This window comes from Thalassolituus sp. (assembly GCF_984348125.1).
This window is the reverse complement of record NZ_CFHJLR010000004.1, coordinates 86726-106482: the sequence shown is the minus strand read 5'-3', so window position 1 is coordinate 106482 and position 19757 is coordinate 86726. Positions and strand designations below refer to the sequence as shown.

20 protein-coding genes and 1 other RNA gene are annotated in these 19757 nt (G+C 52.4%); 2 read left to right on the top strand and 19 right to left on the bottom strand.

What is annotated here, in order from left to right; translation table 11 throughout:
• Positions 1 to 94 precede the first annotated feature (94 nt).
• The 11 genes from AC5E51_RS04280 to ybfE form a co-directional block, all read right to left on the bottom strand.
• Positions 95 to 2290 (bottom strand): VWA domain-containing protein, encoded by a 2196-nt coding sequence (locus AC5E51_RS04280; RefSeq protein WP_491778167.1) that lies wholly within the window; start codon positions 2288 to 2290, stop codon positions 95 to 97.
• Between the two features lie 60 nt (positions 2291 to 2350).
• Positions 2351 to 3019, bottom strand: coding sequence for a YEATS-associated helix-containing protein (locus tag AC5E51_RS04275; RefSeq protein WP_068443108.1), 669 nt, complete (start codon positions 3017 to 3019; stop codon positions 2351 to 2353).
• Between the two features lie 263 nt (positions 3020 to 3282).
• The gene (locus AC5E51_RS04270) at positions 3283 to 3702 is read right to left on the bottom strand and encodes a hypothetical protein (protein ID WP_301378951.1); all 420 of its coding nucleotides are present in this window, start codon (positions 3700 to 3702) and stop codon (positions 3283 to 3285) included.
• Positions 3690 to 4133: a YcgN family cysteine cluster protein gene (locus AC5E51_RS04265; protein ID WP_301378949.1), complete on the bottom strand. Its 444-nt coding sequence runs from the start codon at positions 4131 to 4133 to the stop codon at positions 3690 to 3692. The genes AC5E51_RS04270 and AC5E51_RS04265 overlap by 13 nt, the downstream gene beginning before the upstream one ends.
• A complete protein-coding gene (locus AC5E51_RS04260; protein ID WP_301378948.1) occupies positions 4130 to 4423 on the bottom strand; it encodes a YcgL domain-containing protein in 294 nt (97 codons plus the stop codon). The genes AC5E51_RS04265 and AC5E51_RS04260 overlap by 4 nt, the downstream gene beginning before the upstream one ends.
• Before the next feature lie 3 nt (positions 4424 to 4426).
• Entirely contained in the window at positions 4427 to 5569 is a 1143-nt protein-coding gene (gene rnd / locus AC5E51_RS04255; RefSeq protein ID WP_301378947.1) for a ribonuclease D, read from the bottom strand.
• On the bottom strand, positions 5566 to 6093 hold the full coding sequence (locus tag AC5E51_RS04250) for a toprim domain-containing protein (RefSeq protein ID WP_301378945.1): 528 nt from the start codon (positions 6091 to 6093) through the stop codon (positions 5566 to 5568). The genes rnd and AC5E51_RS04250 overlap by 4 nt, the downstream gene beginning before the upstream one ends.
• Before the next feature lie 3 nt (positions 6094 to 6096).
• Positions 6097 to 6423, bottom strand: coding sequence for a YbaB/EbfC family nucleoid-associated protein (locus tag AC5E51_RS04245; RefSeq protein WP_068442809.1), 327 nt, complete (start codon positions 6421 to 6423; stop codon positions 6097 to 6099).
• A gap of 43 nt (positions 6424 to 6466) precedes the next feature.
• Entirely contained in the window at positions 6467 to 8689 is a 2223-nt protein-coding gene (gene dnaX, locus AC5E51_RS04240; RefSeq protein WP_301378943.1) for a DNA polymerase III subunit gamma/tau, read from the bottom strand.
• A gap of 111 nt (positions 8690 to 8800) precedes the next feature.
• An RNA gene (ffs, locus tag AC5E51_RS04235) (signal recognition particle sRNA small type) lies at positions 8801 to 8897 on the bottom strand.
• A gap of 90 nt (positions 8898 to 8987) precedes the next feature.
• The gene (gene ybfE / locus AC5E51_RS04230) at positions 8988 to 9257 is read right to left on the bottom strand and encodes a LexA regulated protein (protein ID WP_297533933.1); all 270 of its coding nucleotides are present in this window, start codon (positions 9255 to 9257) and stop codon (positions 8988 to 8990) included.
• Between the two features lie 208 nt (positions 9258 to 9465).
• Here ybfE and AC5E51_RS04225 point away from each other — a divergent pair, with 208 nt between their 5' ends.
• Positions 9466 to 11889: a Lon protease family protein gene (locus AC5E51_RS04225; protein ID WP_491778166.1), complete on the top strand. Its 2424-nt coding sequence runs from the start codon at positions 9466 to 9468 to the stop codon at positions 11887 to 11889.
• A gap of 97 nt (positions 11890 to 11986) precedes the next feature.
• Here the strand turns inward: AC5E51_RS04225 and AC5E51_RS04220 are convergent, their stop codons facing one another.
• The 4 genes from AC5E51_RS04220 to AC5E51_RS04205 all read right to left on the bottom strand — a co-directional run bounded on the left by AC5E51_RS04220 (position 11987) and on the right by AC5E51_RS04205 (position 15817).
• Positions 11987 to 13615 (bottom strand): ATP-binding response regulator, encoded by a 1629-nt coding sequence (locus AC5E51_RS04220; protein ID WP_491778165.1) that lies wholly within the window; start codon positions 13613 to 13615, stop codon positions 11987 to 11989.
• A gap of 47 nt (positions 13616 to 13662) precedes the next feature.
• A complete protein-coding gene (locus tag AC5E51_RS04215; RefSeq protein ID WP_491778164.1) occupies positions 13663 to 14238 on the bottom strand; it encodes a chalcone isomerase family protein in 576 nt (191 codons plus the stop codon).
• 125 nt (positions 14239 to 14363) lie between these two features.
• Entirely contained in the window at positions 14364 to 14828 is a 465-nt protein-coding gene (locus AC5E51_RS04210) for a DMP19 family protein (protein WP_084188703.1), read from the bottom strand.
• 77 nt (positions 14829 to 14905) lie between these two features.
• Complete coding sequence (locus AC5E51_RS04205) at positions 14906 to 15817, bottom strand: alpha/beta fold hydrolase (RefSeq protein ID WP_297533925.1); 912 nt, start codon at positions 15815 to 15817, stop codon at positions 14906 to 14908.
• Between the two features lie 123 nt (positions 15818 to 15940).
• Here AC5E51_RS04205 and AC5E51_RS04200 point away from each other — a divergent pair, with 123 nt between their 5' ends.
• Positions 15941 to 16120, top strand: a complete 180-nt coding sequence (locus AC5E51_RS04200) for a hypothetical protein (protein WP_068438634.1) — start codon at positions 15941 to 15943, stop codon at positions 16118 to 16120.
• On the opposite strand, the gene AC5E51_RS04195 is transcribed toward AC5E51_RS04200, so the two are convergent.
• The 4 genes from AC5E51_RS04195 to AC5E51_RS04180 are packed head-to-tail and all read right to left on the bottom strand — an operon-like array spanning position 16117 to position 19727.
• Positions 16117 to 16734 (bottom strand): MiaE family protein, encoded by a 618-nt coding sequence (locus AC5E51_RS04195; protein ID WP_068439593.1) that lies wholly within the window; start codon positions 16732 to 16734, stop codon positions 16117 to 16119. The genes AC5E51_RS04200 and AC5E51_RS04195 overlap by 4 nt on opposite strands.
• Positions 16731 to 17147, bottom strand: a complete 417-nt coding sequence (locus tag AC5E51_RS04190; protein WP_068439594.1) for an acyl-CoA thioesterase — start codon at positions 17145 to 17147, stop codon at positions 16731 to 16733. Before AC5E51_RS04190 ends, AC5E51_RS04195 begins: the two co-directional genes overlap by 4 nt.
• A gap of 46 nt (positions 17148 to 17193) precedes the next feature.
• Positions 17194 to 17955 carry a 5'-3' exonuclease H3TH domain-containing protein gene (locus AC5E51_RS04185; RefSeq protein ID WP_491778163.1) on the bottom strand — a complete coding sequence of 254 codons (762 nt, stop codon included), beginning with the start codon at positions 17953 to 17955 and terminating at the stop codon, positions 17194 to 17196.
• A complete protein-coding gene (locus tag AC5E51_RS04180) occupies positions 17955 to 19727 on the bottom strand; it encodes an ABCB family ABC transporter ATP-binding protein/permease (protein ID WP_488074200.1) in 1773 nt (590 codons plus the stop codon). Before AC5E51_RS04180 ends, AC5E51_RS04185 begins: the two co-directional genes overlap by 1 nt.
• Between the last annotated feature and the right edge of the window lie 30 nt (positions 19728 to 19757).

The following is a 19757-nucleotide window of genomic DNA, read 5'->3' as shown; positions in this document are numbered from 1 at the left end:
CAAGGCAGGACCAGAAAAAGGCTTTAAAATCAGACAGAAAGGGATAATTGTACAGAAGCCGCCTCCGGTACCGGAGGCGGTCATAATATAAGCGCTATTCTTTTTTGTCGTCCGGGAGGTCGAATTCCCCCCAGTCATCGTCTTCATCGGCTGAATCTGCTGCATCCGCTGCGGGTTCAGAACTCCCCATATCGGTGTCTCCTCCCATAGAAGCAGTGACCTTGCTTTCTTCCTCCGCTGCAGGAATTTCTTCCTCCTCCGCACCGTCAAAGTTATCAAAGTCAGCGGAATCCAGATCGGCGTCATCAAGCTGCCCTGTCTCCAGATCCAACGCTTCGCGTGCGGCTACGTCTTCCGCGCTCTCAGATTTTCCTTTGCGCCTCCCCAGCCACCACCACGCCAGCCCACCTAGAAGTGCCAGATTTGCCACCCCAAGCAGGACGTATACCCACCAGGCAACACCCGACTCCTCTTCTGGCCCAACTTCTTCGACAGCAGACTGCTCACTGTATCTCGCCGCCAGATCAGGAACAATTTCATCAGATACAGGCACGACCTCAGGTTCCGCAGGTGCCTCTTCAGACGAATCAGGTTGTGCTGCATCAGTTTCACTCACAGTAGGCTCTGGTGCGTTCTGAACAGCCGCTTGCTCACCCCTGATATCAGGTTCGCTGACCTCTTCATTCACCAGCTCTGGATCTGGCGCTTCGGTAACTGGGGTACTTACTTCAGAGACCAAAGGAAAGATCACAGGAATGCTTTCAGGTTTACTCTTAAATGTCTTACCGCTGGCCGACACTCCACGGATGTTTAGCATAACCTCGTAACTGCCTGGGCCTTTGTCGGCGACAAGCGCAAGCTCCCACGCACCACTCTCGTCAGAATACTTCATCGCGTTAATCATGGAGCTACCATCAGGGCTGGATATTCTGGAAATAACACGTGACAAGCTGGTATCAACGAGGTCACTTTGAGGGTACACACGTACATTCAGGATCTGCTGGCCGACATCAGGCTCAACATCTACCCGCATCGGCTCAGCCAGCGTTGCCGTCAGAACCTGCTTGCGCTCGAATGTACGCCCCTGAGCATTAATCTCCAGCCTATATTCTCCGGGCTGATTCAACCGACTCAGGGTCTCTCTGAATATCCCATCAACAGGCAGGCTCTCCGGGTCAGACAGCAACTTGCTCCCTGTACGGCCATCCGGTGCAGTGACCTGAAGGCTGACATCCGTCAGTTGCAGAATGGTCTCTTCATTTACTGTTTCGCCTTCATTCTCAAGAGACATTTCAAGCTGCACCGGCACACCAGAAAAAAGGCTTCCCGGCAGGCCAGACACTTTTAGTTTGAGATCAGACAAAATCTGCACCCGACTGTCAGGAGCGACGTCGGCATCGGCGACCCAGTCTCCGGTTTCAGGAGACTTCACAGTAATCAGGTCGAAGTTCAGGTCATGATGCCAGCGGACATCAGCAGATGTCGCTGCAGAATCCTGAGAGATACGCACACCAGAGGGCGACACCAGTTCCGTAGGTTTGCTGGAAGCTGCCCTGAAAATCAGCGCAGTAAATTCGTTAACACTCGGGTCAATATTGAAGGTATTTCCAACAAGCGGAACCTGCTCGCTTGGTACGGCACGATCAAATGCTTTAAGAAATGCTGGCATCAGCTCGTCATTGGTATGCGCTTTCAGCGCGAGACCGTCTGTTTCCATAGCAAGCTGCCCAAGCATAGTAACGTCTGCGGCATCGGACAGGGCAAGAGTGTGAATACGGACATTCTTTGACATGTACTCAGGAAGAACCGTGCTGATAAGCCTTTCGCGAGCGGCTGTATTCGCCGGCGTGTCAGGGGCACCACCGGAGGTATCCATATCAATCCGACCATCGGTCAGGAGAATGACTGTCTGATCAAACTGACTGTTCTGAGTCGCCTCATAAAGGGCTTTATCGAGGGCTTCAACGAGGTTGGTATTGAGACCGACAGAGCTGATATCACCGCTGGCTGCGCGCGCTTTCTGGCGCCAAGCTTCATCTACGGTAGCAAGCGGCACCAACATATTCACGTAGCGCCCGAAGGTCCAGACACCGGCGCGGGCCCCTTCAGGTAATAATTCTGTCAGCAGATTAAGTGCCGGACGTCTGAGGTTTTCAGGATCTGTCTCCTTCATGCTACCGGAGATATCGATCACGATTCTTACGTCCGGAGCCTGAGACTCTTCAGCCCGGACGCTGAGGGTTAAAGCGGTGAAGAACACCGCCAGAAAAATCGCTCGGAAAAGCAGCATAAAAGCTCCGACTCCCTTTAACTCAGTCACCTTCAAGCTCAAGTTCAAGCTCAATCAGAATCAGAGGCTATTTTCGAGAACACGACGACCTTTCTCTGTGATGTGCCAGCGCACACCATTCTTACCACTCACCTTGCCTGCAAGGCTACGTGTAGTCAGTACGTGCAGTGTTTTCAGTACTGTCGACTCTTCCTGATTGCACTCACGACACACCCCTGCCAGTGAGCGGAAGATATACCGACCGTTGGACAGAATTTTGAGGATTTGGGTAGAGGTTGTGTCCAGCTCTTCTGACACATTCGCCATCTGCGGATCGTAACCACTCATGTCTTTTTCGGTTTCAGTATCAATCAGAGGGAGCAGCTCATTCTGAATAATACGAAGATCCTGCTCGACTTCTTCAGAACGCTGACGAGCAACATTCGCTTCGTTGAGAATCCGATCCGACATATTGTCGATAACAAAGCGACTCAGCAGCGCTGAAACCAGACAGAAACCGGTGAAAATGAGTAGCTGAGAGGGGTCGCCCTGACTTTCAAGAACCAGCTCGCTGTTCACCATATCCAGAACAACCGGTACCAGGAACGATGCGCCCACACCTACAACCAGAAATCGCGGAAGACTTGCCGAATCCGGATCTTTATCACCGTAGAGGTAAAAGTTCACCAGACCGCCGAAGATCCCTGCAAGAAGCATTACGGTAGCAAGAATGAATATATGGTTAGCCATTTTCTAAACCCTCAGTAGCACCGCCAGGTGCCTGTGTCACTAATCAGACATGCGTTTTTAATTCTGTGCCCAATCTGGGCACGGTATGAATTAAAACTAGCAAAGTTTTGAGAGTTAGCCAGAAATGTACGTATCAGCTTGTAAGTCACAGCAGAACAAAGATACAGGAGGGACATGGAAGTATGTTCCGTTGTGCCAAAACAGCACGATCACAGCTGCAGATAGAGATTGACAGACAAGCAAGACAGCAGTCCTTGCACCGTTCAGCGGAAAGGGTTTCCCTTAACTGGAGCCGCGTTTTTAGCGCGCAGAGGGGGCGTTTCGCGATCTTTTTCCTGCACGTTTGGCTTGGGCGCAAGCCCTGCTACCAGACCTACCAGAGTCACCAACAGTGCTATCCCTGCCGAGACTGAAAACCAGGTAACAAACTGCTCCAACCCGGCCAGACCCTCCGATATTAAAGCGAATGGTACCGCGATAAACCCCGGCGAAAGCACTTCAACACTGGCATCAGGAACCGGCACTGGCGTGAAGATGATAATGGCACCCACCGCACTGTAAATGTGATAAGCAACTCCACGCTGTTTTACCCAGAACGCCATTTTCCCCCAACACCAGAATGCGAGCAGACCAGCCAGAATATAAATGGCCCAGAAGGCGTAATAATCAGTCAGGCTTTCCATATAATGTGATCTTCCCAATCCTCTTCATTCACAAGATTATCAGCAACGCCTTTCCCTTTAAGGGATACACCAGCACGATGAACGGAGTCTGCATCCCCAGTTAATAGCGGGTGCCACTCTTGCAGTGGCTTACCTTCAGCAACAAGGCGGTAAGCACAGGTCTCTGGCAACCAGTGAAACTCAGAAGCCTGCTCTGGTGTTAACCAGACACAGTGAGGCACGTAGGTCTGCCGCTCCTTATAAACTGTGCATTGGCAGTTGCTCTTATCCATATAGCGGCAGTGAATATCGGTGTAATAAACATCACCACTGTCTTCGTCTTCCAGCTTATGCAGACAGCATAAAGCACAACCGTCGCAGAGGGATTCCCACTGCTGCCGACTCATCTCTTTTAAAGGTGTCGTTTCCCAGAAGCGCCGGTCCGCACTCATTCGTCGTCCTTTCGGCAGAAGAGATCCAGCATATAGGGTTCTTTTGCCGGAGGCATCTGTAGATAAAAGCCCTTCTCTTCGATATCAGCGAGAACCTTTTCAGCATCTGCCCGACCAAGATTTTTCTCTGGCGTCAGCAACAGGGTTAATGCCAGTTCAGGTTTACCAAACATTTCTTTCAACTCATCCGGTACACGAGCCAACCCCTCTTTCTTTTCAACGTAGAGGTACATCTCATCCTTGCGACGTGTTTTATAAACGTCACACAAAACGCGCTTAGTCGCCGTCATAATTTATTGCCTGATCTCTTTCAGGTGCGCCAAGAGGGCATCACCTATTTCTGATTTTCTCCACCCAAGGAGTATGGGTGGCAATTCATTGTCCGGGGTGCGCATTAACGCCTCCAGCGCTTTTTTGTTGGCCAGCACTTCCGGCGGAATATTGAGCGATTCCGCTTTTTTAATTACGCCTTTTTTCAGAAGCTTCATCAGATTACCGTCATCAACAGAAAGCGGCCGTTGCAACAACTCCGGCCATTCATCAGAGTCAGTACTCTGTGCCTGCTGAATAATCTGCAGAACCTGTTTGCCACACTCTTTGATGATGTTTGCCCGTAACCCTGCTTTGAAAAGCTGATCGCGGTTACGTGCTTTAAATCTGGATAAATTCCACAGCGCTGGATCATCCGCCACTTTATTTCGCGGGACATCACGCGCCCGCGCCTCTTCCTCACGCCAGACAGCCAGCTGTTGCAGAATGCTCTGTTCCTGCGGCCTTAGCTTCCAGCCTGACTTCACTCGCTGAAACGCACCTGTGAAGTCTGTATCAGGTTGACTCGCGGCGACTACAAGACGTTCGCACTCTTCCTCAACCCACGCTTCTCTTCCGAGACTCTCGAGCTTTTGTTTCAACCGTGGATAAATCTGAAAAAGATAAAACACATCTGCGGTCGCGTATTCCATCTGCACCGGAGTCAGTGGCCTCTGAAGCCAGTCCGTTCTGGTTGCTTCTTTAGGAATATCCAGATCTAGCAATTCACTGACGGCTCGTTGAAACCCTACAGAACCACCATACCCCGACAGCGCCATCGCTATCTGTGTATCAAACAAGGGGCTCGGTACGGCATCAAAAATACGCTTACAGACTTCAAGATCTTCGGCGCATGAATGGAATACTTTCACAACATCCGGGCTCTGCATAAGAGCTTTGAACTTGCTCCAGTCGTTGATTGCCAGAGGGTCAATCAATGCGCACGCATGTTTATCCGCGACCTGAATTAAGCCAGGTTTGGGATAAAACGTACTGGTTCTGACAAACTCAGTATCCACCGCGAGAAAATCCGCCGAAGACCACCTGATGCAGGCATCGTTAAGTTGCTGATCCGTCGCGATCCATTCCGGCACCGGCACTTCAGTCTGTACTCTAGGTTCAGTCAATCAAGACCCCTTAATATCTCACTCGCACGGTCAACACTGACACGCTCACCAGCCCGCCCCGAGCGCCGGAAAATATATTCTGCGGTCGTCCGCCCCTCAACGGAATCACCGCTGAGTATCAACAACGTCGCCTCTGGGAAGCGCTCAACGGACGCAAGCAGATCATCCATATTTATTTGAGAGGGGCCGACCCCGCTTGCTGGCGACAACTCACCGTGCAAAACAAACAGCGGCCCCTGATAATCAACAATATCAGACAACCGATTGAGTACCGCTTCCGTCGATGCCACCAGAAAGTAATCGGCGCAAGCGCCATTGGCCTGGCACTCCGATTGGCACTGAATACGATTACAGAGCCGACAGAGCCCCGCTTCGTTAATGCGCGTCAGGACCTCCGCCAGCTGCCTGCTATCACCGTGATAGACCAACCATTCCGCCAGCCGCTCTGCTGCCTGCGCACCGATACCGGGCAAGCCATCGAATGCTTCGCAAAGTAGCTGATAGTCACGCGGTCGGCTGGCCATGAATCAGAACGGCAGCTTCATGCCTGCAGGAAGCCCCATGCCTGATGTCAGCTTCGACATATGCTCCTGATTATTCTGTTCGATTTTACGAACGGCATCATTCACAGCAGCAGCAAGAAGATCTTCTAGCAGTTCTTTTTCTTCTTCCATGATGGAATCATCAAGGTCGACGCGCTTAACATCGTGACGGCCAGTCATAACGACTTTCACCAGACCCGCGCCGGCTTCGCCTGTCACTTCTGCAGAAGCCAGTTCTTCCTGAGCCTTCGCCATCTGCTCCTGCATCTTCTGAGCCTGCTTCATCAGGTTGCCCATTCCACCTTTAATCATGCGTACCTCTCTTCAATTCTTCAGGTCAATTCTTTATTAAACGTCAGGTATTCGGGCGGACAGTGTCTTCGATGACCTGCCCGCCTAATTCATTAACTATCTGGTCCACCAGAGGGTCGCTGTCGATTGCCTGACGCGCTGAATACAGCGCATCGGCCAGCAGCCGCTGCCTGCGTTGCTCCGGTGTCTCTCCACGTGTTGCAGTGAGAGTCATTCTGAGTGTCACACCTGGCAGAAATTCCCTCAGAGCCGTTGCGATTCTCTCTCGCTGGGTATCGTTGTACAACGCGCCTTGTGCGGGATCGACATCAAACTCAAGCACAGTGCCTTCCGGCGCCTCTTCACGCTGAATAAGTGCACTGTTTCGGGCAATTGCCATAGGTAATCCAGCGAGCGCCAGATGATCAACCCACATATGCCAGGTATGAGGAGCCAGCTCGGGCAACTCGTCGACACTCGCCATGGCAGACGACTCGGCTTCAACATCTGCCGCTGGCGATGAGCCTGACACTTCCGGCTCACTCACTGGCTCAACCACGGCCTGCGGAACCGGGTTCTCCATAAGGTCGGCCAGAGAGCCATCGCGACGTTCCTGCGTCTCATCACCAGGCATCACTGGTGCCAGCGCAGACTCATATTCGACAGGGACATCTTGTTGGACAGGGATATCGGCTGGAGCCTCAACAGGAGCGCCAGTGGAGCTGCCGGAATGCGCCTCTGCAGGGGTATCAACAGAAGCATCAGCGGCCGTTAAATTTTCCGCAGAGACAGCGTGATCTGTAATGATTGGCGTCGCGGATGGTTCCGGTTGTTGGGGCGTAGCTACCATTGATTCTGGCGCCTGCTTTGAATTTACAGGCTCTGAATTTACAGGCTCTGAATTTACAGGCTCTGAATTTACAGGCTCTGAACCCATAGGCTCTGCAGCGGAAGGCGTCGCAATCTGAGGTTCTGACTTTTCTGGCTCAGCAATAGCGGGCTCAGAAGCAGGCGAAACAGAACCGAGAGATTCGAACTGCCCTGCAGGCTCGTTCGGCTCTGATGCAGTACCTGCAGCAGTCTCTGAATCAGACTCCGGAACGACCCCACTACCAACCCCAGAAACAGCTTCAGCCGCTGGAGCTGTCAGTGGCTTTTTTTTTTCGAGCGCCGACGCCAGGTCGAGTTCAGGTACGACATCAGGTGCCGGACGGAATGCCAGCATGCGCAGCAATATCATCTCAAAGCCCTGACGAGGCTCTGGTGCCATCGCGAGGTCCTGTCGCCCCTGAAGCGCGATCTGATAACACAGCTGCAGATCTTCGGCGGGCATCGCCATCGACAACTGCAGGATCGCTTCACGATCGCCTTCGGCATTATCAATGGCATCAGGAACAACCTGAGCGAGTGACGCACGATGCCAGATGTGCAAAAGCCCCTGCAGAATCTCGTCATAATCCGGAGAGTGCTCCGCCATCGAAGCGGTCTCCGCCAGGATTTCGCTGGCATCGGCCTTAGCCATCACTTCGGCCAGCCTGAAGAGCCTGCCGCGATCCATACTGCCCAACATGGAGTTGACCTGCGACTCATGAACCTCACCTTCACCGAAGGCAATGGCCTGATCTGTCAGGCTCAACGCATCCCGCATACTGCCCTGCGCAGCACGCCCCAGAGACCAGAGCGCCGGCTCGTCGTACGGCACAGACTCCGCCTGCAGCACTTTACCCAGATAACCAACAATACGTTCAGGCGTCATATTTTTGAGGCTGAACTGCAGGCAGCGCGAAAGGATAGTCACGGGGAGCTTTTGTGGATCGGTCGTCGCCAACAGAAATTTAACGTGTTCCGGCGGCTCTTCGAGCGTTTTCAGCAAGGCGTTAAAACTGTGGGTTGAGAGCATATGAACTTCGTCAATCAGGTAGACCTTGAAGCGGCCTCTTGTAGGCGCGTACTGAACGTTATCAAGGAGCTCTCTGGTATCTTCAACACGGGTACGGGATGCTGCATCGACTTCAATCAGGTCAACGAAGCGGCCTTCTGCAATTTCACGGCAAGAAGAGCACTCGCCGCAGGGTCTTGCGCTGACGCCCTGCTCGCAGTTGAGGCATTTGGCCAGAATCCTGGCAATCGTCGTTTTACCAACACCGCGGGTGCCGGTAAACAGGTACGCATGATGGAGACGCCCTTCATTCAGCGCATTGATGAGCGCGCGCAGAACGTGCTCCTGCCCGACCATTTCATCAAAGAAACGCGGACGCCATTTTCTCGCAAGTACCTGATAACTCATGAAAATCTATTCGGCCTGAATACCTGTATTCAGCTCGCATAATAACTGGATAAGCGGGTAAAGTCAGTGACAATCTGGAAAGGAAAATACGGAAGAGAAACTGGAGATGACCTCTGCCAGCCACACCCCGGCACACGAGTCGACCACTACCGTTGCTTCCTTCCGGACCTGGCGGGGTTCGCGGTGTATCGTTGCGAGGGGACCGACAAAGGCCACCATAACGCCCCGCGATCAGCGGGGAGGCGTACATTAGCCAAAACCCGCTTCAGAATCAAGGTCTTATGAACAATTCATTGCGTCAGATGTGGAGCCACTGCTCCAGTGCTTTGGTGATTACTTCCGCACGGGACAAACCTAACTCGTCAGCAGCGCCATCCAGAGCGGCTACGACGTGCGCAGGCAATTTCACTTCCAGACGATGCAAGCCAGCATGCTTGTCGCGCAGACGCTGACTGCGTTTATTAAGGCGAGACTGCTGAGTTCTGTCATAGGGGTTACTGCGAGGGCGGCCCGGCCCTGACGAGCTGAACATATCTATCGTTGTTCTGTCTTCCGGCTGGACCGACATGGAGCTACCTTAACTGCACATTCTGAATACTGCGATGACACTTTGTTTGCAACAGATGCCAACAAAGCGTGAATTATCCCCGAGAACCGCACAAAAGCAACTGACAGAGCTTACCAGTGTGCGCTTTTCTCTAATCAGACTTGTCATACTGCGGCGAGCGCAATACTGTAACTGGGTACCTCATTAAAGAAGCGACATCAGAGCGACAATGACACAGAAGCCCCAAGCGTTACCCCACTCTCTTGCCACACAGACGATCCACCCCGATTCTCTCGACTTCAAAACAACTGCGGATATTGAGCCCTTTCACGGGGTTCTGGGTCAGGAGCGAGCCGTCAACGCGATCCAGTTCGGCGTTGCAATGGAACGCCCCGGTTACAACATATTCGTTATGGGAGACACCGGAACCGGTCGCTCGTCCTACGTGCGCGACTATCTGAAAAGCGAGGCCAAGCGTCAGAAGACCCCAGACATCTGGTGCTACGTAAACAACTTCAATAATCCGCGCGAGCCCAAAGTTCTCGCCCTGCTCCCACAGGAGGCCAGTGACTTCCGCGGGCTTATGACCGAATTGATTGATCAGCTGATTGCCAGCTTTCCAGCCGTTCTGGAGCACCCGACCTATCAACAGAAAAAGTCGGCCATTGATTACACATTTAACCGTCGTTATGACCGGGCGATCGAAACGGTAGAGCGGGAAGCGCACAAGCGCGGGGTTGCCGTATACCGGGATTCAAACGCTATCAGTTTCACCCCAATGCGCGAAGGCAAAGCACTGGATGAGACCGAATTTGCTCAGCTCTCCGAAGAAGAGCGGGAAACCTTCCACAATGACATCGCTGAGCTTGAACACATGCTCAGTGAGCAACTTGCAGAACTGCCACAATGGAAACGCGAAAGCAGCAACGAGCTTCGTCGCCTGAATCAGGAAACGATTCGCGAGGCGATCACTCCCTTGCTCGCTCCGATTCGCGAAGCCTTTTCTCATCATGAGCCAGTGATGGACTACATCACGGTGATGGAAGAGCACCTTCCGTCCGTTGTTCTGGAAGAGCTGGTCGAAGAGCGCCTGATGGACCTGCGTGAAGAGTACGCGAAACGCAGCAGCCTTGAAGATTCACTGCTGCCAAATATTGCCACGCATCATGCGCCTGACAGTGGCGCGCCGGTGATCTACGAGCCCCACCCGTCGTACGCCAACCTCGTCGGACGCATAGAGTACGTCAGTGAGCAAGGCGCCTTGGTCACCAATTATCAGAAAATCGCCCCAGGTGCGCTGCACAAAGCCAACGGCGGCTACCTGATTCTGGATGCCGAGAAAGTGCTGTCCGAACCCTTCGTGTGGGACGCGTTGAAACGTGCACTGCAATCCAACGAGCTCAAGATGGAATCGCCCTATTCCGAGGTCGGCCTGCTGAACACAACATCACTCGTGCCAGATGTTATCCCCCTCGATTTTAAGCTGGTGCTTATTGGCTCTCGTCAGATTTATTACCTGCTTCAGGAATACGACGAAGACTTTAAGCGTCTGTTCCGCACACTGGTCGATTTCGACAGTGATATCGAACTGACTGAACCCCACGTTCAGGCCTACGCTCAACTGTTGAAGAGCCGGATCGAAGAGCAGCAATACGCCGACCTCGACAAAGCCGCCGTTGAGCGCATGGTCCGACACAGCGCCCGCCTTGCTGAACAGCAGGATACCCTGAGTGCGTTAATTGGTGATCAGTTTGATCTTCTGGCCGAAGCCGACTTCATTCGCAAACTGGCGCAAGACGAATTAATCACTACAACCCATATTGATCGCGCTCTTAGGGCCAAGCAGGAGCGCACCGGAAGAGTGTACGACAAGCTTTTCGAGCAGATGCTGGACGGCACAGTGCTTCTCGAGACGACCGGCACCGCCATCGGTAAGATTAACGGACTGACCGTGATGTCACTCGGCGACACCAGTTTCGGCTCACCTGCCAGAATTACAGCGTCGGTATATCCGGGTTCAAAAGGTATTGTCGATATCGAACGTGAAGTCGCTCTGGGTCAGGCGATTCACTCTAAGGGCGTGATGATTCTTTCAGGTTTTCTGGGGAACCGCTACGCACAGAAATTCCCTCTCGCTATTTCTGCTCATATCGCGATGGAACAGTCTTACGGTTACGTTGATGGCGACAGCGCCTCTATGGCTGAACTGATTTGTCTTATTTCGGCTCTGATTCACTCACCGATTGATCAGAGCTTTGCCATTACAGGTTCGGTCAACCAATACGGCGAAGCGCAGGCCATCGGCGGCGTAAATGAGAAGATCGAAGGCTTCTTCCGGCTTTGCAACGCCCGGGGGCTGACAGGCAAACAAGGGGTAATTATCCCTGCAGCAAATCAACGTAATCTTGTTTTACATGATGATGTACTGAAGGCAGTCGAGGCCGGTGAATTCCATATTTACTGCGTCCGCCACGTCGACGAAGCCATCCACTTGTTACTCGACCGTGAGCCCGGATTAGCCGACGCTGAAGGTAATTTCCCCGAGGGCAGCGTGAACGGAGACATTATCCGACGACTGGAGGCCATTGCCCGAATGGCTGACCCTTCCCGTAAAAATGGAGAGTCTTCGGAAGATGATGCTTCGGAAAAATAAACCGACAGGTGACCGCTGAATTTAGACAGGTAGAAAAAAGGGCTGAGTTTTCAGCCCTTTTTTTATAAATATCGGACGTCACAGCAACACGTCGGCGTCAGGCAATGCGCACCGGGTGGCGCCCCTTCACGATAAGAGCGACCAACTGATCATAAAGCATTGAATAATCAACAGGTTTGCTGATCACACAGTCCATTCCGGCTTCCAGGCACTCCTGCCGCTCGGCGTCAGACACCCCAGCAGTTAGAGCCAATACTGGCAGCTCACCACCTTCTGAGCGGAGAATTCTAGTTGCCTCCATACCGCCAAGTTCTGGCATATGGCAATCCATAATAATCGCATCAGCCATTCGCCACGCATCGCTATCGATAAGCTCCCGGCCGTTATCAAAGACTGCGACATCAAGACCTTTCTTTTCGAGGATAACTTGAAGTGTTCTCTGGTTGGTTGCGTCGTCTTCACACACAAGAATCTGATACGCAGGGCCGTCTTGAGCGCCGGCAACAGGCGAACTATCAATTCCGAGAGGCACCTCAAGCCAGAAGGTTGACCCCTTGCCCTGACGGCTGGTCACACCGACACTCCCACCCATGAGTGAAGCCAGGTCATGACATAGACTCAGGCCAAGCCCTGTTCCACCATACACTTCTGCGGTAGCTTCGGTTTCCTGAACATAGGGCTTAAACACAGATGTCAGACGATCTGGCGCAATTCCGATCCCTGTATCACTGACCGATACGAACAGGGTCCACTTATCTCCACTTGGGGTACCGTTCAGACGCACTGTGACCTGGCCGCCCGCCGGCGTAAACCTTGCAGCATTGCTGAGAAAATTGGATAACACCTGACGCAATCTGGCCTGATCACCAATCAGACTGACAGGAATATCTGCCGATACTTCGCACGTAAGCCTGATATCCTTCTGCCGAAGTATTGCTTCATAGGTTGAGGCTGTTTTCTCCAGCCAATAACGGACATTAAACGCAGCTTCCTGAAGACGGAACTTACCTGCCTCAATCTTAGCTACATCGAGTACGTCATCGACCACGCCTAACAATGTTTGAGTGGTGAATTCGAGACCTTGTAGAAGTTCAGATCGTTCGGCTTCATCCGCATCGCCGAGCAATTCAATAATGCCAACCATACCGGTCAGAGGGTTACGTACTTCATGGCTGAGATGCGCAAGGAATCGCGACTTTTCTTCCAGAGCTTTACGGGCAAGTTCACGCTCACGTTCAGCATTCATCGCCAGCGAGGCAAAATGTTCGGACAACAGAATATCCCGGTACCCACGAAGTGCTGTAGTCAGTGAAACGTAGAGGCGCTCTTGAGTAGATTCACTCTTGGCGAGGTAGTCATTAATGTCGTAATTCTGAACAACCCGATATTCCGGTGCGAAACCAGCCTGACCGGTACGGAGAATAACCCGGATCTTCTGGTTATTGAGTTCTTCGCGAATGCATTCAACCAGTTTGAGGCCTGCGTCATCTTCTTCCATGACAACATCCAGAAACACCACCGCGATGTCACTGCGCGCAGAAAGTATTTCGCGAGCAGCCATAGCCGATCGGGCCTGGATAACAGTAACCGGGCGTTGCTCAAAACGGTACCGCGACAGAACAAGACTCGTAACATCGAGTACCGATTGGTCATCATCAACAACCAAAACGGGTATTTCGTCGGGTAACAGATCGCTTCCCGAGCGCGTGAGTTCTGTTTCAGTCATTTAGCAATCCTTTGCACTATTTTCTGCTCCCAAAGCCCTGTCCCGGCTCAAAGACCCAGCATTTTTTCCCGAAGACTGGTCTGTACCGGGTCGTCAGAGAGCCAGATGCCTGCCATTGCCGAACGAAAATCCAACCCCTCAACGACTTCAAGAAGCTCACCATTGCGGTAAATCTCGGTTCCTGCGTCGGGGTTATAAACCAGATCAAAGACATCGCCGACCGACAAAGAGTTCCGGAAAGTTTTGATCATAGTTTCTACCTGAGGACGTATCGGACCCAGGTCTCCATGGGTAGATCTGACGAAACCGTCCATTGCAGACTCAGCAAAACGATCAGCTGTCACCAGATCCGAAATAATAACGACACGGATATCCAGCGGACTTCCAGACGCAAGAATCCCGTCTGCGTCAGTCGAAACTTCCGGGAGGTACAATGCTGCGACGTAGGCATCAACGAAAAAACGAGACCGAACACCGGCACCATTTAAAACCAGAGTGTGACCAGAAAAAGTAACTTCATCTGGTACAGATACACCTTTGAGTTTCACATCTGCAAAAACAACGGAGGCAGAAAGAGCCAGCGTTGCACACAGAAAACACGATGAGACCATTTTTATAATCATAGGCAATCCCTTTATTGCTGCTACATAGTTTCAGCGTTTGCCCTCGATATTACAAGATAAGCCTCAACTCGCGCCGATACTGACCCAAGCGCCCCTCCTCATAAACAGCCTTGCCACCTGTTTGATCAGTGAAACTCACGCAGGTTTTTCTGAACAAATCGCAGTGTCAACCCGACCAGATTTTCACCGCTGTCGTAGAAACGATCATCCAGAGCTGCGATTTTATCAGCATGTTCGCTTTCGATATTATCGAAAGCATCAATGCGATCATCTTCATCTGAAGGAATATTACGATCAGGAAACAGATCGACTATCTGATCAAGCAGACCAGCCGACACTGGCGCTTTAATACGCTCAAGTGCTTCGAGCGTGTCTTCCGCTTTAGCGCCTGCTTCGTGGTGAACGAACTGCACGAAACCACCGTTCTCCATCTCTCTCAGCAACTGATCGAGACAGAAGACAGTTTTCTCTGCTTCATTCAGGGAGTCATAGCCATTCTCGGCTTCTTTGTCGTAGATCACATCGGTGATCTGCAGGAAGGAATCAGTCTCATCGGCAACATCTAAGGCTGCCTGAATCTCCATGTTCATAGGGTCCTACTCGAAACTCACTTAATTGCCCAAGTAAAAACCACCTTAGCCCAGAGCGCGCAAATTGACAAAGGTTTTCATAGCCCCCGGCCGGAATCGACCAATATGTCATTAATTTGCACCGCTGCGGCCTCTGGCGCTTCCATAGGAAAGCAATGACCACCATCAAATACATGTTGCGAAATACGCTTATTCCGGCCCACGGCACGCTTTACTGCTGGACGGATAAATGGATATGAACGTGTGGCGACAACAATATCGACCGGCACACTGACCGTTCTGACTGCCTGCCAGAGACCACGCGGGTAAGAGCCAAAAATGGAGGCCTCCCAACGAGGGTCGCAGGCCAGTGTTAGTGCACCTGCCTCGGTTGTACGAGTTCCGTAGTGAGCAAATGCGTCCAGTGCTCCAGGAGTCCAGTTCCGGTATAGCGACTTGGTCGACAGGTCTGTTTTCAATGCATCCACAGACGGCCAGTCCGAACGACGCCGGGCGACCGAGCGTACCAGAGACGTTCGTTGCCACAGCCCTGTTTTTCTCATCAGTCTTTGGTAAAAAATAACTTCTCGGCTGAACAGAACCGGATCGAGCAACACAACTCGGGAAAACAAGTCAGGATAACGCGCTGCGGCAAGCAGCGTCACCACACCACCCATACTGTGACCTATCCCCGTTACTGGCCTGTCAATGCGAGCGGCGATACTGTTTGCAACGCGGTCAGCCATATCATTCCAGTCTGGCTGTGCGTTGACATCCGGCCCCCCTGAGGCGCCATGTCCTGGTAAATCAGTGAACAGCAGGGGATGACTTCCATCTGTAATTTCTTCTGCCAGGGGAGCTAACGTGAGTCCGCAAAAACCGTTGCCGTGAAGAAAATGAAGCGGTTCTCCTTCACCCTCAATGCAATCGTAGGTAGCCAGTCCAGCTACCTGCCGGGTGTCCAATGAATGCCCAGCGCAGATTGCGCCATCTAACGGGAGTTTGTTCACTTTGCGATCACTCTGTTAAAGAAATTGTAATCATTGCAGGTCTTAGGAACGATAGCTACTGGTGCAGTTCTGAGAGGGAGTCTAGTTTGATTGTGACATCAGAACGTCCTGAGGAGCCCACCCATGACTGCAGCAGTAACCTTAAAAGCACTTGAAGCCAACCGCATGTTTACCGACTTAAAAGACGCAGAGGCGCGGCTTGAGCAAGCCAGTCGGGACCTTAAGGCTGGCGCTATTGATGAAGCGACGTATCAGCGCGAAACCGATATCTGCATCAAGATCATTCGCGCCTGTCAGGATTAAGCGGCGGCAGGAACGCCGCTGTGGAAACGGAATTCCGGGTCCGGACTCATAATCAGCTCACGCTCGATTTCACGGAACTCGTCAATCCGCCACTGGATATCTGTTCCCGCATACTGTCTGGCAAGTTCCAGATAGTCCTGGTAGTGGCGCCCCTCTGAGCGAAGCAGGGAACGATAAAATTTGGCCAAGGCCTCGTCGAGGTGTGGTACCAGCGCCGCGAACCGCTCGCAGGAACGCGCTTCGATTAAAGCGCCGCAGATAAGCACATCGACCAGCTCATCCTCTCCGCCCTTGCGAACCAGTTCGCGCAACCCAGAAGCGTAACGTGACGACGACACATGACGATAGCTGACACCGCGATCCTTCATGATGCCAACCACTTGTTCGAAATGCAGCAGCTCTTCGCGCGCGAGCTGGCTCATTTTCTTTAGAAGGTCATCGCGATCAATGTAGCGGTACAGAAGATTCATTGCTGTCGAGGCTGCTTTTTTTTCACAGTTAGCATGGTCAATCAGCAGTAATTCCTGATTTTCGAGAGCAACATCAATCCAGGCGGACGGTGTTGGGCATAGCAGGAACTGATTAATCTCTGCCATCACGTCATCAAGGTTCATGCCCCGGCTTCCTCTGCAACCTGTTCAAGAATAGTCCGGATCTCACCTTCGAGCGGAACAGCCTTCTCGGCCACCGGGTCCATCACACAGAAGGTCACCGTGGCGTCGACCACCATCTCAGTTACACCATCTTTCTGGCGGGTTACTGTCTGCTCAAAAACCGCGCTTTTGCCGCCAATTTTTGCCACACGAATCCCGAGGTCCAGAACATCATGGATAACCGCAGGGCGGCGGTAGTTGATATTAGTATTTACCACCACCATCGAAAGCCCAAGCGCAGCGATTTTTTCGGCAAAGCCAGTGTGATCCATAAACTCCCAACGAGCTTCTTCCAGAAACTCCATGTAGCGCCCGTTATTAACGTGCTGGTACACATCAATATGGAATCCACGAACTTTTATCTGAGAAGACATATCTGCTCCGCTGAGGCCTGTCAAAATGGCGGGCAAGTTTAGCCGATCACGACTTTGCCCTCAATGAAGAGAGACTGATCCCTAACTCGAGGTCGATTCGAAGGGTCGCCAGAACACGAGTCCGGATCGCCGAAGGGATGCCCTGTTCCAGCGCATTTGAAAGACGTTCGGGCAATACCTCTGGCCAGCCGATCGCATGATCCAGGCTACCACAGAGATCAAGAACCTGAGCGGCGCCCTTCTTACCGATGCCCGGCACGCCCGGCAAATGATTTGTCTGATCACCGCACAGAGCCCAATAGTCGGTCAACTGAGCAGGTGCCAGTCCCCAGCGCTGGTGCACAGCTTCTTCATTCCAGAGAAATCGATCAAAGTGATTAAGTACAGATATACGTTCTGACACCAGCTGGCAGAAGCCTTTATCGGTCGACAGAATGGTTACCTGAAGGCCGCTACGGGCAGCCCGGTCCGCCACCGTTGCAACCACATCATCCGCTTCCCAGCCCGACATGCGGTAACTATGAATACCGCTGCGTTCAAGATCCGCTCGCATCTCAGAAAGATCATTGGCCAGCGCTTCAGGCATGGGCGAACGCCCGGCTTTATACTCTGGCCAGATGCGGTGACGCCAGGTCGGCTCCTGATCCTCATACACCATCAACAGATGCGTGGCTTTGCGCCCCCGGACGTTGGCACCAATGATATCGATCACTTTATTGCGGGTTGCTTCAGCCGCAAACTCAGAGTCTTCCACCGCAGCATAGACCCGGCGTATCAGATTCATCGCATCGATTAACAGCAGATGCATCAGCCAATCTCCCCAGAGGCTTGTTGAGCCTGCCATAGCGCCGCGTAACGACCGTTCTTTGCCAGAAGTTCTCTGTGGTTGCCACGTTCTGCGATCTGTCCGTTTTCGAGAACCGCAATTTCATCGGCATCGACAACCGTCGATAGACGGTGCGCAATGATTAACGCGGTATGCCCTTCGGACACCCTGCGAATCTCTTTCATAATGCTGCGCTCAGTTTCAGAATCTAACGATGAAGTCGCCTCATCAAAGACCATAATGGCGGGTCTTTTAAGTAGCATTCGGGCGATGGCAATGCGCTGCTTTTCACCACCAGACAGCTTTAACCCTCGCTCCCCCACGACGGTTTCCAGACCGGCTGGATTTTCTGCAACCAGCCTGTCCAGACTTGCCATCTGTATAACGTCCTGCAGGTCTGCCTCGCTGGCATCCGGGCAGGCATAAAGCAGGTTATTTCTCAGTGTGTCATTAAACAGGACGGTATCCTGCGGAACGATGCCCAGGGCCTGCCGCAACGACGTTTGAGAAACATCGGTTATACCCTGACCGTCAATACGTATCTGACCGGATGTCACATCGTAAAAACGGAACAGCAACCGGGTTATCGTTGACTTACCCGCGCCGCTGCCGCCAACAAGCGCGAGCGTCTTTCCTGCAGGCACAGAAAAGCTCAGATCGTTAAGCACCTGCCGACCGTTGCCATAATCAAAACCGACCCGATCAAACACCACCTCACCGCGAGTCACATTCAGGCCTTTGGTGGCGTTATCGGGCACGTCGGTTTCAATATCGAGCAGAACAAACATCCTCTCAATATTAGCGACCGACGCCTTAATCTCGCGATAAACAAAGCCAAGGAAGTTCAGAGGCAAAAAAAGCTGAAACATAAAGGCATTCACCAGCGTGAAGTCACCCAACGTCATCTCCCCGATGAGCACATAGTGCGCTGCTGACATCAACATGCAGGCCATGGCGACTGAAATAATAAGCGCCTGACCACTGTTCAGGGTAAACAGCGACAAGCGGTTCATTCGTCGGGCTTTTTCCCAGCGGGCAAGTGAACCGTCGTAGTCAGCCGACTCCCGCTCTTCCGCGGTGAAGTACTTAACCGTCTCATAGTTTAGGAGGCTATCAAGCGCCCGGGCATGCGTTGATGAGTCCATCTGATTGGCTTCCCGCACATAGCGCGTACGCCACTCCGTGACCTTCACTGAGTAGCCGACATACAGAATAACGGCCACCAGGGTGATCCCAGCAAACACAGGCGGGTAGTTAATCAAGAGAAGAACGATAACCAGACCGAGTTCAAGAAATGTCGGAAGGATATTGAAAATCAGAAAACGCATCAGGAACGAAATGCCGTTAGTCCCTCTCTCAATATCACGCTGCAATGCACCCGTCTGACGATCCAGGTGAAACGAAAGACTCAGGCTGTGAAGATGCCGGAACAACGCCAGTGACATTCTGCGCATCACCCGCTCTGCGACCCGACCAAACAGCAGATCACGGAGCTCCCCGGCAAACACGGTCATAAACCGCACGGTGCCATAAGCCAGCAACAGTAATAGCGGGAACGCCGCCCACCAGTTCTCACCAATGGTGCCAGCTGCATCCAGATGATCGACCTGATACTTGAGCAAAAATGGCATAACCACGCTGGCCAGCTTGGCCAACAAGAGGCAAATCATCGCCCCGATGACCCGACCGCGATACTCCAGCAGAAAGGGCCAGATAGTAGTCAGCCAACGACGAACGCGCAGTTTGTCAGGCATGTCCACCGGTGTTGACTGGAAGCTTCTCAT